The 13,012-nt window shown below is 36.5% G+C and carries 14 protein-coding genes and 1 pseudogene; 3 read left to right on the forward strand and 12 right to left on the reverse strand.

Annotated features, from left to right (window positions below; genetic code table 11):
- Positions 1 to 66 precede the first annotated feature (66 nt).
- Together ABH966_RS00395 and def are read left to right on the forward strand one after the other, a co-directional pair.
- Complete coding sequence (locus ABH966_RS00395) at positions 67 to 258, forward strand: helix-turn-helix transcriptional regulator (protein WP_370075336.1); 192 nt, start codon at positions 67 to 69, stop codon at positions 256 to 258.
- A pseudogene (gene def / locus ABH966_RS00400) lies at positions 251 to 828 on the forward strand (peptide deformylase). Before ABH966_RS00395 ends, def begins: the two are co-directional and overlap by 8 nt.
- A gap of 199 nt (positions 829 to 1,027) precedes the next feature.
- On the opposite strand, the gene ABH966_RS00405 reads toward def, so the two are convergent.
- Both ABH966_RS00405 and yneA read right to left on the reverse strand, forming a co-directional pair.
- Positions 1,028 to 1,705 carry a YneB family resolvase-like protein gene (locus ABH966_RS00405; RefSeq protein ID WP_370075079.1) on the reverse strand — a complete coding sequence of 226 codons (678 nt, stop codon included), beginning with the start codon at positions 1,703 to 1,705 and terminating at the stop codon, positions 1,028 to 1,030.
- Positions 1,702 to 2,016, reverse strand: coding sequence for a cell division suppressor protein YneA (gene yneA / locus ABH966_RS00410; RefSeq protein WP_370075080.1), 315 nt, complete (start codon positions 2,014 to 2,016; stop codon positions 1,702 to 1,704). The genes ABH966_RS00405 and yneA overlap by 4 nt, the downstream gene beginning before the upstream one ends.
- A 162-nt stretch (positions 2,017 to 2,178) precedes the next feature.
- On the opposite strand from yneA, the gene lexA reads away from it, so the two are divergent.
- Positions 2,179 to 2,796, forward strand: a complete 618-nt coding sequence (gene lexA / locus ABH966_RS00415; RefSeq protein WP_370075081.1) for a transcriptional repressor LexA — start codon at positions 2,179 to 2,181, stop codon at positions 2,794 to 2,796.
- Between the two features lie 200 nt (positions 2,797 to 2,996).
- Here the strand turns inward: lexA and ABH966_RS00420 are convergent, their stop codons facing one another.
- The 10 genes from ABH966_RS00420 to ABH966_RS00465 all read right to left on the reverse strand — a co-directional run bounded on the left by ABH966_RS00420 (position 2,997) and on the right by ABH966_RS00465 (position 12,858).
- Positions 2,997 to 3,719 (reverse strand): gamma-glutamyl-gamma-aminobutyrate hydrolase family protein, encoded by a 723-nt coding sequence (locus ABH966_RS00420; RefSeq protein WP_370075082.1) that lies wholly within the window; start codon positions 3,717 to 3,719, stop codon positions 2,997 to 2,999.
- Between the two features lie 94 nt (positions 3,720 to 3,813).
- The gene (locus ABH966_RS00425; protein WP_370075083.1) at positions 3,814 to 4,566 is read right to left on the reverse strand and encodes a prepilin peptidase; all 753 of its coding nucleotides are present in this window, start codon (positions 4,564 to 4,566) and stop codon (positions 3,814 to 3,816) included.
- Positions 4,567 to 4,623: 57 nt separating this feature from the next.
- Positions 4,624 to 5,349 carry a potassium transporter gene (locus ABH966_RS00430; RefSeq protein ID WP_370075084.1) on the reverse strand — a complete coding sequence of 242 codons (726 nt, stop codon included), beginning with the start codon at positions 5,347 to 5,349 and terminating at the stop codon, positions 4,624 to 4,626.
- Complete coding sequence (locus ABH966_RS00435) at positions 5,346 to 5,939, reverse strand: PilN domain-containing protein (RefSeq protein ID WP_370075085.1); 594 nt, start codon at positions 5,937 to 5,939, stop codon at positions 5,346 to 5,348. Before ABH966_RS00435 ends, ABH966_RS00430 begins: the two co-directional genes overlap by 4 nt.
- Positions 5,939 to 6,910, reverse strand: a complete 972-nt coding sequence (gene pilM, locus ABH966_RS00440) for a type IV pilus biogenesis protein PilM (RefSeq protein WP_370075086.1) — start codon at positions 6,908 to 6,910, stop codon at positions 5,939 to 5,941. Before pilM ends, ABH966_RS00435 begins: the two co-directional genes overlap by 1 nt.
- Positions 6,911 to 7,010: 100 nt before the next feature.
- Entirely contained in the window at positions 7,011 to 7,436 is a 426-nt protein-coding gene (locus ABH966_RS00445; RefSeq protein WP_370075087.1) for a prepilin-type N-terminal cleavage/methylation domain-containing protein, read from the reverse strand.
- 99 nt (positions 7,437 to 7,535) lie between these two features.
- Entirely contained in the window at positions 7,536 to 8,741 is a 1,206-nt protein-coding gene (locus tag ABH966_RS00450) for a type II secretion system F family protein (protein ID WP_370075088.1), read from the reverse strand.
- Complete coding sequence (locus ABH966_RS00455; RefSeq protein ID WP_370075089.1) at positions 8,738 to 9,787, reverse strand: type IV pilus twitching motility protein PilT; 1,050 nt, start codon at positions 9,785 to 9,787, stop codon at positions 8,738 to 8,740. The genes ABH966_RS00450 and ABH966_RS00455 overlap by 4 nt, the downstream gene beginning before the upstream one ends.
- 14 nt (positions 9,788 to 9,801) lie before the next feature.
- A complete protein-coding gene (locus tag ABH966_RS00460) occupies positions 9,802 to 11,472 on the reverse strand; it encodes a GspE/PulE family protein (protein ID WP_370075090.1) in 1,671 nt (556 codons plus the stop codon).
- Between the two features lie 18 nt (positions 11,473 to 11,490).
- Positions 11,491 to 12,858, reverse strand: coding sequence for a VanW family protein (locus ABH966_RS00465; protein ID WP_370075091.1), 1,368 nt, complete (start codon positions 12,856 to 12,858; stop codon positions 11,491 to 11,493).
- Positions 12,859 to 13,012: the final 154 nt, after the last annotated feature.

Below are 13,012 nucleotides of genomic sequence, written 5' to 3' on the forward strand. Positions count from 1 at the left end.
CGTTGGACATTTGTGAATTTATTTCTTATAATGGTGTCCAATACTTTAGATAAAAGAGGGATAAATCTGAAAAACATTATTAAAGCTTTAAGAAAAAAATTAAGAATGACTCAAGAGGCCCTAGCAAGGGAGTGTAGCGTCGTAAGACAAACCATTAATTGTATTGAAAATGATAAGTATGACCCTACTCTTGAATTAGCCTTTAAAATTGCTAAAGCTCTTAATAGAAAAGTAGATGAGGTGTTTATATATGAGTAAGTTCCGTCCAGCGTATATGATAACAATGAAAGATTTCGTTAAAGAGAGTGCTGCAATATTACGTAAGAATACCCAAGAGGTTACGTTACCTGTATCAGAAGATGATAAAGATAGTTTATTATGCATGCTTCAATACTTGAGAAATAGCCAAGATCCGGATCTTTCCAAAAAACACAAATTGCGTCCTGGATCAGGGTTATCGGCTAATCAAATTGGTCTAAAGAACGAATGTTTGCTGCATTTTTTCAAGATGGAGATAAAAGTCATGAATATATGTTAATTAATCCAAAAATCATTAGTCACTCTTTAAACATGATTTATTTACCTGAGGGGGAAGGATGTCTTTCGGTTAATAGAAGAGTTAGTGGATTTGTTCCAAGATATGAGAGAATTAAAGTCAAAGCATACGATATACATGGGCAAGAAGCCATATTTCAATTTAATGGATATGGTTCAATCTTAATGCAACATGAAATAGATCATTTAAATGGGATCATGTTTTATGACAGAATAAATAAAGAAAATCCATTCAAACTACCAGACAATGTGACTATTGAAAGTTTGTATTAATTTATTACTTAAGGATAGATGGAACTTAGTTATTCCTTGTACCTATCATTTTGATGGTAAAACCCGTCTCTACGGTTCTTCTATCCTTTACTTCGGTTGCTGTATCCATCAATTCGCTGTTCTATCCATCACTTCTCGGCCCTTCACCAACATCTAGTGCCTTAAAAAAAAAACAGCGGGACGATAAAACTCCCACTGATTAAAACGTCACTTTATTTTGCCCGCTTCCCTCTTGATGTTCCCGATATCTCCTATGGACTGTAGCTTTGCTTACTTCAAAACCTAGACCTCTAAGAGTCATGGCGATTTCCTCAAAGGTGAAGCCTCGATTACGTAGGTTGACAATTTCGTCTACAGGGACTTCCTTACGTTCTTGACCATTTGGATTTCCACGGTTAGATAAATTGTTTTCTGGGCGATAGCCATTTTCAACGGCACGACGCATGCCACGACATATTTTAGCATTATGGATTCTGCGCTGGTACTCCTCTACGATTGCTAAAATTTCTAGGAGCATCGTATCCATTTCATTTAATTGTATTGGCCCCTCGTCTCGCATAGAAAAAACATCAGTTTCAGTTTTCTGCAATAAATGCAATACTGCCATTCGAGCATTCCCACGTCCTAAGCGTGTTTCATCCTGCACAAATAAAGCTTCTATCTCTTTTTCTTTAATGAAATCGAGCATTTCTAGTAAACCTTCACGTTCCACATCATAACCGCTATGCTTGTCCTTAAAAACACGCATGACTTCGTAGCCCTGTTCTTTAGCATAGCGCATCAACTCCTCTTGCTGACGCTCCAACGAGGAACTTTGTGTCTCTTTTTCTGTACTCACACGGCAATAGACAACAGCCGATTGTTGATTCATCATCATTTTTCGTTTCTCGCAATTTCAATTGAATTTATAGGATAGGATTGGTCACCCACTACTGGAATCACTAGGGATTTGCCTGCAATAATTTGTATGTTCGATAATTCATTTTCTGTTTTCACAAGCTTAATCCATTCATCCGTTTTCATTTTACCACGGTATTGATCGGCTAACGACCATAAGCTATCACCATGTGCGATTTCAATTTCTGTGTACGTTACATCGCCTGGGTCTGTTATAAAAAGGTATGCTGCAAAAAGTAGACAAGCTCCTAATAAAGTTGTAATATGTGGATTTTTCTTTAACCAGTTCATGTTTAAAACCCCTTTTCTAGAATGTTTGTTCGGAATATATGTTCTCATATTAATACGAACAAACGTTTTTGTCAAACACTTTTCGAACCTATGTTTGCTTAAGTGTTCGCATTCTGCTATACTATTAATAAGTAGAATGATTAAAAAAAGAGGTGAGCAATTATGAAAAAAGTTTCGAAAAGACAAGAGGCCATATTAGATTTCATTAAAGAAGAAGTACGAGCAAAGGGGTATCCACCATCTGTACGTGAGATTGGTGAGGCAGTTGGACTTGCTTCAAGCTCAACAGTTCATGGGCATTTAGCTCGTTTAGAACAAAAAGGCTTGATTCGACGCGATCCAACTAAACCACGTGCTATTGAAATTTTAGAGCCAGAGGATTCTATTCAAAAGCAACATGTTATTCATGTCCCATTAGTCGGGAAGGTTACTGCAGGTTCTCCGATAACTGCTGTTGAAAATATCGATGAATATTTCCCACTACCAGATATTTATGGGACAAGTGAAGATCAATTATTTATGCTAGAAATTATGGGTGAATCAATGATTGAAGCTGGCATTTTAGACGGAGATTTAGTAATTGTTAAACAAAAATCAACAGCTGATAATGGTGATATTGTCGTAGCAATGACTGAAGAGAATGAAGCAACTGTAAAGCGTTTCTTTAAGGAAAAAAGTCATTTTCGTTTACAGCCTGAAAACTCAACAATGGAGCCAATTATCGTAGATCAAGTTTCTATTTTGGGACATGTTGTAGGTCTATATCGTCGTGTACATTAAAAGTATCTCAATTTTAAAATATAAAAAGAGGATATTATGTTCACAAATGGGCATATACCTCTTTTTCTTATGTTTTGAGTGCTATTTTATACACTAAAAAAGAACCCACTTTACAATGGATTCTTTACACCTAGCAATGTATTCATGTTTATCACGAAGGTTATCTTAGCCTTGGATAAAAAAATAATGCTTATAAAGTTTTATGCCTCTACTTTAAACTTTAAACTTGCCTTTACAAATGCAGCAAATAGTTTCTTTGATACTCCATCTCCTGCAATGGCTAGCTCTTCAGGATGCCATTGTACTGCTAGACAAAATGGTAAATCAACATGCTCTACCGCTTCAATGATACCATCACTTGATTTTGCTACCACTTTCAACTTTTCTGCTACTACATTTATTGCCTGATGATGAAATGAATTCACAGCAATTTTTTCTTCCTCAATAATCGTTTTTAATAATGTATCCGGTGTTAAATTTACATAATGTGTTGCAACACCTCGCGCTGCTTGTTGCACATGCTTTATTAATTTTTTACTATGATACTCACTTTCAATATCCTGATAGACTGTGCCTCCAAAGGCAACATTTAGTATTTGAAGCCCTCGACAGATTCCGAGAATCGGCATTTTCCGAATATTGGCTGCATTAATTAAAGCAAGCTCCACTGAATCTCGTTCAGGATGAACCTTCCCTAATTTCGGTGTAGGTTCTGCGTCAAAGAGGAATGGATGTACATCATAGCCACCCGAAAGTAATAATCCGTCCGTCAATGATAAAATTTGTGCTACATCCTCTTCAACGCCAAGTGGAATTATAAGTGGAACTCCCCCTGCTTCAATTATACTTTTGCTATATGCAGCATTTAATCTTGAGGACAAATCATCCTCCGCAAAAGCCGTTATTCCGATAATTGGTTTCATCCTATCCCCTCCATGATCTTTATCTTGCAATAATTGCCTGTAAAAGCCAAATTGGTGAAGATATTAATCATTGAAGGAATCCATCACTGATTAATTACCAAAATCCAAGATACCAATTCATCAACGCATCCCCATAGAAATAGATGATAATAGCTGCCAGAGCAATAGAAGGTCCGAATGGTATAGGCGTTTTTCTTCCCTGTCCGCGTACCTTTAATACAACGATGCCAACAATCATGCCAATTACTGCCGCTACAAATAACGTCAGAATTGTATGTATTGTCCCGAGTACGAGACCAAGTAAAAAGAATAATTTAATATCACCACCACCCATTCCACCTCTTGATAGAACAGCTATACAATATAATATGCCAAAACCTACGACAGCACCAACTATACTGTCCCACCACGGTGACAAAGGAGATATCACGCGTCCAAAAACTAGCAATGGTAAAAAGAATAATAGCACCTTATCGGGAATTAGCATATACGCAAAATCCGATACAACAATAATGACTAATAATGAAATCAATAATAGCGCTACAAAAAATTCTGCACTAAAGCCTAATTTCCAATAAGCAAAAGCAAATAATAGGCCTGTTATAAGTTCCATCAGTGGATAAATCCAAGAAATTTTTTGCCTACAGCTACGGCATTTTCCACCTAAAAATAAATAAGACAAAACAGGCACCAAATCAAGCGCCGTCAACTGTCTCTTACAAGAAGTGCAATGCGAGGGTGGACGCACAATGGACTCTTTCAAAGGCACCCGTAAGCCAACCACATTAAAAAATGAGCCAAGAACAAGCCCAAATATTAAAACTGTAATTGTATAAGCAATTTCCATTTTATGTCCTCCTATACTAATAGACGCCCATACATTTAAGTATGCGCGCCATTTAGATTATTGTTGTCCTTCATAATAGAACGTCGTTACTTGTATGGTTGCTTTTAAGGTTGAATCAGCGTCCTCCTTGAATTTCGCTTCTTCACCAGTTAATGTGAAATCGATCGCATCAATTTTCATCACACGATCAATTTTTTCAATCTCTTTTATAAACTCAACCATTGCTTTATTATCCATTGCGACAACATCAATATCAAATGTTACTAGTTTTAATTCCGTTGGTAAGGATTCTTTAGTAAAAGTAGCAGTTGGCATTTTATCTTTCACTTCAGGAGTTTCATCATTCTTAGCAACAGCTTGTTCATCCGCTTCAGTTGCGGATTGCTGTGTATCAGCCTGTTCATCAGAATTTGTCGAGTTGGGATCTGTAATAGTAGAATCCGCTACGAGGGAATCATAATTATTAAAGTCCATAGCTTCTACCCGTGTCCCTGTCACCACTTCTATCTCTTCAATATTTCGAATTACCTCATCAATAGCTCGAGTTTGAGGTACTTTTTTACGCAATGTTAAATTACTTGCACCATTTGATTTGCCATTCTTTTCAATTAAAGCAATCTGCTCCTGAATAGTAGATATTTCTTGTTGAAGGGCGATATTCGAGCTTTCTTTCGCATCTACTTCTTCTAATTTAGGTGTTACTATATAGTAATATAGCGCAAATAAAATGGCTGCAATGAATGCTGTTAAGATAAGAATCGTTGAATTTTTACTACTTGTCATGATTCTCTACCTCCAGCGAGAAATTTAAAATCAATTCCTAATGTAATAGTTGCAGAATAACGTGGTATTTCCTTAAACTTGTTCTTTGCACTTTTTTCCTCTTGGTTTCCAATAACAACATCAAAATTAGAAATAGTATCAACCTGTATATCATTGAAATAGTGGCTTGCAGTTAGCTTTTCTAAATAAGATGATATAGCTGACATCGTTTCAAAATCAGCTGTAATTTCAACATTTTTCTCACCAAATACATAGTTCCTTAAATACGTTTGCTCTGGTAACAATACTTGTGTTTCATCCATTAAAGGTGTCACAGGATAGGATACGTTTTCCACAAATTGTACGGATTGCTCCAATGAGCCTTGGTTCGCATTTCGCTTACCATCTAACTCCATTTGAAGTTGTTCGCGTTGCGATGAAAGCTCCACTTCCTGTGCATTTAATTTTGTAAAATCACTTTTTGCTTGGAAAAACAAGAAAATCATATATCCTACTATCATACCAATAAGAATAATAAATACTACATATATTAAAGTAGGTGTTGAATGCTTCTTCTCCAAATTCGGCAAGAGGTTAATTTCTGGTACCATCAGTTAACCTCCTTTAATGCAAGTCCAATTAAGCTTGCAAATTTCTCCGAAAATTGAGGGAAAGATTTTTGAATAACTGAATCATTTAACATAATAATTGGTGTCGAAAAATTATTTTCTAAAAACTCTTTAACGGTTGAAAGTAGTGGATTATCTCCTAAAATGATAATCTCATCTACACTTTTCTCACCTTTATGTAAGGAAAACTTAAAAAAATTCATAATACGATCGATTTCAAGCATTTGATCAGTAAGAATCATACGATACTCATCTTCGACTTCTAAACGATAAGAAAAACGATACTCTTCAATCTCTTCAGGCTTCCATTTCGATAAATCTGTATCAAATGATTGGTATCGTAAAAACTCCAGTTGACCAAATGAAAAAATACTTATCGACAATTCATTGATTGACCAATCCGCTATTAAATAAGTTCGATTGTCCTTTATTAACTGCAAATACTCTAACAGACGAATATTACACAATGCTCGAATATCAGCTGCTTGTGGTTCTAATGTAGCATCGAGTAAAAGCCCAATCATTTTAGAAACTTCTTCTGAAGGTGCTGCAAATAGCATGGCCTGTCCATCACTAGGATTTGGGTCATACACATCAATAAGAGGCTCTTGAAATGGAAGATGAATGGAATGACCAAGTTCCATCTCTACATAACCTTTTAATTCATTCCACTCTATATCATCAGGATGCTCAAAGCTCTTCAACAAAACGGAAGTATCCGGTACAAAAATACGCGCATTTTGCTTTTTACCAGCCCATTTTGCCACATCATTTTTCATTACATCAAACAATTCCATTTCATCATGAATAACAGATCCTTCAACAATTCCCTGTGCTAACGGCATTTCATAGCCTTTCCATTGCGACGGATCAGCACCTTTTGCCACAATCGCACGCAATATATAATCTTTTATTTCAATAGACACATGCGATTTTTTCTTTTTTGTAAACATATGAAAAGATGCCTCCTTTTGAACTTAAGCTCTAATAATTAACCATCCATTTCCCAACCAGAAGCGCAGATAAACTACGCCTCTGAGTGGGTTGGGAGGGTTAATTACCATCTAGTATTGCTTTCATTTTTTCTTCTGTATAATCATCTTTACCTAATGTATATTTTGTTCCCTTAAAATCACCGTATTTAGAGAATTCAGTTAACGTCCAAACATTTCCCTTTAAAGTAACAGTATATGTTGGACTTCCAGTAATCCCCTCTACATAGTCTCCTATTGTTTTGTCACTACAAGGCTTCGTATCACCATCACAAACGCCATCCATTTTAGCAATTTTTGCTCCTGAGATAATATTTAATCCCTCTGAAATTATTGCTTTGTCTCGAGAATTATTAATAATATTCCCGATTGCAGGAATTGCTATAGCAGCAATAATCGCTAGAATGACGATTACAGCTAATAGCTCGATTAGCGTTAAACCTTTTTGATTTTTTAATAGTTTTTTGTTTAAGATTTTTTTGAACATCAGTGTTCCTCCTTATAAATTGTTATGATTAGTCCGAAAACATGTACACCTATTACTACTGCAGTCTTTTCTATACCACCCCCTTTAAAGTTAGTACGCTTACATATTTTCGTATAATGCGAACATTGGTAGGAAAATTGCTGCGACAATCACACCTACAACCGCTGCTAAAATTAATATCATCAATGGTTCTACGAGCGATTTTAATGTATCCACTGAGCGATCTACCTCATCCTCATAGAAATCGGCTATCTTCTCGAGCATATAATCAAGAGAACCTGTTTTTTCCCCGATTGATGTCATTTGGGTTACTAACGGAGGAAATATCCAACTTTTTTCTAATGGCTCAGATAAGGTACCGCCTTTTTCTAGGTTATCTCTTGCCTCCAGTACAACCTGTCCTACTACTGGATTGCCTACAATCTTTTCTACAATTGTAAGTGCCTGTAGAATTGGTACTGAACTACTGAACAAAGAAGATAAGGTTCTAGTCATACGAGCAATTACATTTTTTTGCATCAAAATACCAAATACAGGTATTCTTAATAATGCATAATTTACATTGTAATGAAATTGCTTATTATTTTTATAGAAAAATCTAAATAGAATAATGGATAGTAAGAGAATCCCAATTGCAAAATACCAGTATGCTATTAACCAATCCGAAATACTAACAACAATGACAGTTAAGATTGGCATTTCTATGTCCATTTCTTTAAAAGTAGCCATAAACGTTGGAACGATAAATACCATTAGAAACATACCTACTGCGATTGTCAGCACAGATAAAATAGCCGGATATGCCAATGCCGATTGTACTTTCTTCTTAATTTTAAATTGTTTTTCCAGTGTCCCTGCTAAACGCTCTAAAGTCACATCAATATTCCCTGTTGCCTCACCTGAGCGCATCATATTAACAAACATTACAGGAAAAACCTTTGGGTGTTTGGCCGCTGCTTCAGAAAACGCTGTTCCCCCGCGTATATCCTCTTCCACTTGTTCTAATGCTTTTTTCAATGCTTTACTTTTCGTTTGAGCACTTAAAATATGTGTCGCTTCTACAATTGAAACGCCGGCACGGATTAGTGTTGCATATTGACGACAGTAAATAACAAAATCCTGGTGCTTTACTTTACCGCCAATATTTAAGTCTTTGTGTAAAATGCTTTTAGACTCTTCCAGCTCACGGGCATTAATGCCTTGTGCTCTTAATTTTTCAAGTGCTACTTTTTTGTTAATCGCGTCAATGATTCCTTTTTTGTGTGAACCAGTTTTTGTGCGTCCACTATATCGAAAAACGGTCAATTATAATCCCCCGCATTCATATATGGCCTTGCTTCTTCCAAAGAGATTTTCCCCATTGCTATTAGCTGCTGCATAGAGGATTCTAAAGTATGCATACCTAAAGCTTTACTCGTCTGCATAACAGTAGGAATTTGGTGAACTTTTTCATTTCGAATTAAATTTGAAATAGATGGTGCTTGTACTAATATTTCAGTTGCAGCAATACGTCCCTTGGCATCCTTACGTACAAATAATCGTTGTGAAACAATGCCCACCAAAACATTCGCTAGTTGTACACGAATTTGTCCTTGCTGATGTGGTGGAAAAACATCTATAATACGATCAATCGTAGTCGGAGCACTACTTGTATGTAATGTCGCCATCACTAAATGGCCCGTTTCTGCCGCTGTAATGGCTGTTGAAATCGTTTCATAGTCCCGCATCTCACCTACTAAAATAATGTCGGGGTCCTGACGAAGAGCAGCACGCAAACCATTGGAAAAGCTCTGAGTATCAACCCCTACTTCACGTTGATTGATAATTGATTTTTTATGTGCATGTAAATATTCAATCGGGTCCTCAAGTGTGATAATATGCTTTGATTTTGTTTCATTAATATGATCAATCATTGCAGCAAGTGTTGTAGATTTACCCGAACCTGTTGGACCAGTCACTAAAATAAGTCCCTGTGGTTTTTCTGCTAATTGATACAGTACCTGTGGCATATTTAACGATTCAATGGAAGGGATTTCTGCTTCTATTAAACGGGCAGCTATTGTCACTTCATTGCGTTGATGATATGCATTTACACGAAAACGACATTTCCCGGGCAATGAATAGTTAAAATCAGTTTCCCCTTTATCGTGAAATTCTTGTAATTTATGTTCTGGTAAAATAGTTTTCACCATTGTCTGTAATTCTTCGGAAGTTAGTAATTCACTCCCATAATGTTCAAGTTGTCCATGGATACGATAAACAGGCGGGATCCCTTTTGTTAAATGAAGGTCAGACGCTTTTTCTTCAAATGCGCGCGTTAATAGCTCATCAATATTTCTACATGTTGTCATGAACGATTCACATCCTAATCTACATTTGCTACACGCAATACTTCTGAAGTAGTTGTTTGTCCTTCTACTACTTTTAACAACCCATCTACTAGTAATGTGTAATAGCCTTCTTGTTTCATATAATTGCGGATCACACTATCGCTACTTCGGCTTAAAATCATTTCTTTAATATTGCGGTCGATTGGTAAAATTTCATGAATAGCCATCCGTCCACGATACCCTGTTTGATTACACGAAGGGCAGCCTCTTCCACGTCTACCACGTGTTACACCTTCAATGCCGTTGTTACGCATTATTTCCAATTCGTGGTTGGTAAAAGTATAGTCTTCTCCACAATCTCGACAAATTCGTCGTACTAAGCGCTGTGCCATAATTCCTACAAGTGAGGAGGATAATAAAAATGGCTCTACCCCCATATCCTGAAGTCGAGAAATCGACTCGACTGCACTATTTGTATGTAAAGTACTTAAGACTAAATGCCCTGTTAACGAGGCACGTACTGCTATTTGCGCCGTTTCGAAATCCCTAACTTCACCTATCATTACAATATCTGGATCCTGACGCAAAATTGAACGCAATCCAGTGGCAAAAGTTAAGCCTACTTCTTCTTTCACTTGAATTTGGTTTATCCCATCAAGCTGATATTCAACCGGATCCTCAACTGTAATAATGTTGACACCCTCTTCATTCAAGTTAGTTAAAGCAGCATATAATGTTGATGATTTCCCTGATCCTGTAGGGCCGGTAATGAGCAGAATCCCATTCGGATTGGCAATCATGTTTCGGAAAAGGGCCTCGTTTTGCTCTGTAAAACCAAGCTTATCAATAGAATTGGCAACACTACTTAAGTCTAAAATACGCATTACCACTTTTTCTCCATAAACAGTTGGAAGTGTCGAAAGTCGAATATCTACTGGCCTGAAATTAACATTCGTTTTAATACGTCCATCTTGAGGAATTCGATTTTCCGTAATATTTAAATTCCCCATAATTTTAATACGTGCTAACACTATATTTTGCATATGTTTCGGTAACGAGCGCTCTGTTCTCAAAACGCCATCCACTCGATAACGAACCCTTAACTCCGTCTCCTGTGGGTCAAAGTGGATATCGCTCGCACGTTGGGCAACTCCGTTTGCGATGATCTGGTTAACTAGGCGAACAATTGGAGAATCCTCTCGTTCAATTTCCTCCTGAGTTTCAGCAACTGTCGCACCTATATCGAGCAATGCAGCTTCCATAGATTCTTGCAAATCATAGTATTTCGTTAGCGTACGATATAAATCATCCTTAGCTGCAATACTTGTTTCGATTTGGCAGCCCGTCGCCATACGTACTTCTTCAATTGCAAAATAATCCATCGGGTCAGCCATCGCTATGAACAGTTTATTTTTTTCACGACGAATCGGAATAATATTTGTTCGTTTAGCGAGTTCAGCCGGAACAAGTTGAAGTAAATCTGGGCTGATTGAATATTGATTCAAATGAATATGTGGGATTCCTAACTGAAACTCGAGTACTTCGATTAACTGTTGCTCGGTTAGAATATTTTCTTTTATAAGAAAATCGCCTAATTTCTCGTCTTTTGTTTTGTTTGTAAGAGCAAATTCTAATTGCACATTTGTAATAACACCAGATTCGACAAGTAAATCACCTAATCGTTTTCGTCCAGTTTTTACGACCATTCGCGTTTGCTCCTCTCTTTACGGGCTTGTTTGTATAAAATTCCCACCTTTATCGTAGTAACCGTATACAAGTTCAGGGTCATTCGGGTCTTTTGAAGTGTTCGTATTTGCAGATGTATCTTTATTCGTTTTTGTAGCATTATTACCGGATTTTTTATTTTCAGATTGTGTATCTGGTAATCCATCTCCGTCTAAATCCATTTGTAAGTCGGGATCACTCGAGTCTGAGTTTCCGCTACTATTTTCAGTAACAACGGGCTGTCTTGAAGATTTCACAATAATTTTATTAACTGGTGGATAATAGTCACGGCTAACAAGTTCATCCATAGTGCTACCATTTTCTGAAATCGAGCGATAAACTTCTACTCGTACGCCTTCTTGACCTTTTTGAATAACTTCTTCTCTACCTATTGGTAAATCTTTAGAATAGCGAGTAATGACTCGCGGTTGTATGATTTTATCTTTACTAACACGAACTGAGATTTCTTTTTCTTTCTTTTGAGCTAGTAATTCCACTTTTAAAGATTCGCCTTCTACTGTGAGTTTTAATTTATTCGGTTGATCCGAATGGTTTATAAATTGCAAATCTTTATCTAACGCTCGATTTACCCTCGCATCCAAACCTTGCTGTAAATATTTTGGCTTCTCTCCTTGGGAATGTCTCTCTGAAATCTCATAATCGATTTGAAGAGCAACATGATAAAGCATAGAGGCTACGAAATTAATCGCTTCACTATCTGATTCTTCATATTTTTCTTCTATCATTCTTAAAAAAGAAAACGGTTCATTCGGTAAAACAATAGAATCATTTAACAAATTCGCTAATTTATCAACACCCATTGCATTTGTAGGGATTTCCTCAATTGATAGAGCTAAACGCTCCGATTCTATTAAATTAGTATCTGCCACTGTTGCAGCGACTTCGTGACTTTTTAAATTGGAAGCTTCGGTGATAATCGTATTTAAAGTCTTTTCAACTTCCCATACACCAGTAGCCTCAAGCTGTTTCTTCACTTGATCATCAACTACCACATGTAAGGGTATATGTACTACTTGTCTTTGCTTCCAGAAAGCAAGCCAAGACCTGTCAGTTAAACTATGATATTCAGTCATCGTACTCTCTACATCAAATACAAACAGTTTAGGGTCGAGTGAAATCGTAACCTTAGCACCTTCTACATCGATAGGAGCCTCTTGCCAAGTATTTATGGCCTCTCGTAAAGTATTTTCAATAGCATCATCTTCTAAGTCCTTAACTGATATTCCACCGATTGTAGATTCATCACCTTTAGCTAATGCTCTTTCAATAATTAAATTTGGTACCCAGACTGTTAATAAAATGATTAGAACAGCTACTATTGAACCTATCTTCAAATGTAATTTCATAGTCTTACCGCCTTTACAAATATATCCAAAAATAAAATGTCTAATTACTCACGTCTCTCCGTTACTTTTTATTCATATTTTTACCATACAGCATACTAGATATTATTTAATGAGTCTTTTTAACTAAAAAAAGTTAAAATTTTATGAACTAAAA

Source organism: Lysinibacillus sp. RC46, from assembly GCF_041262385.1.
In the GTDB taxonomy this organism is placed as follows: domain Bacteria; phylum Bacillota; class Bacilli; order Bacillales_A; family Planococcaceae; genus Lysinibacillus.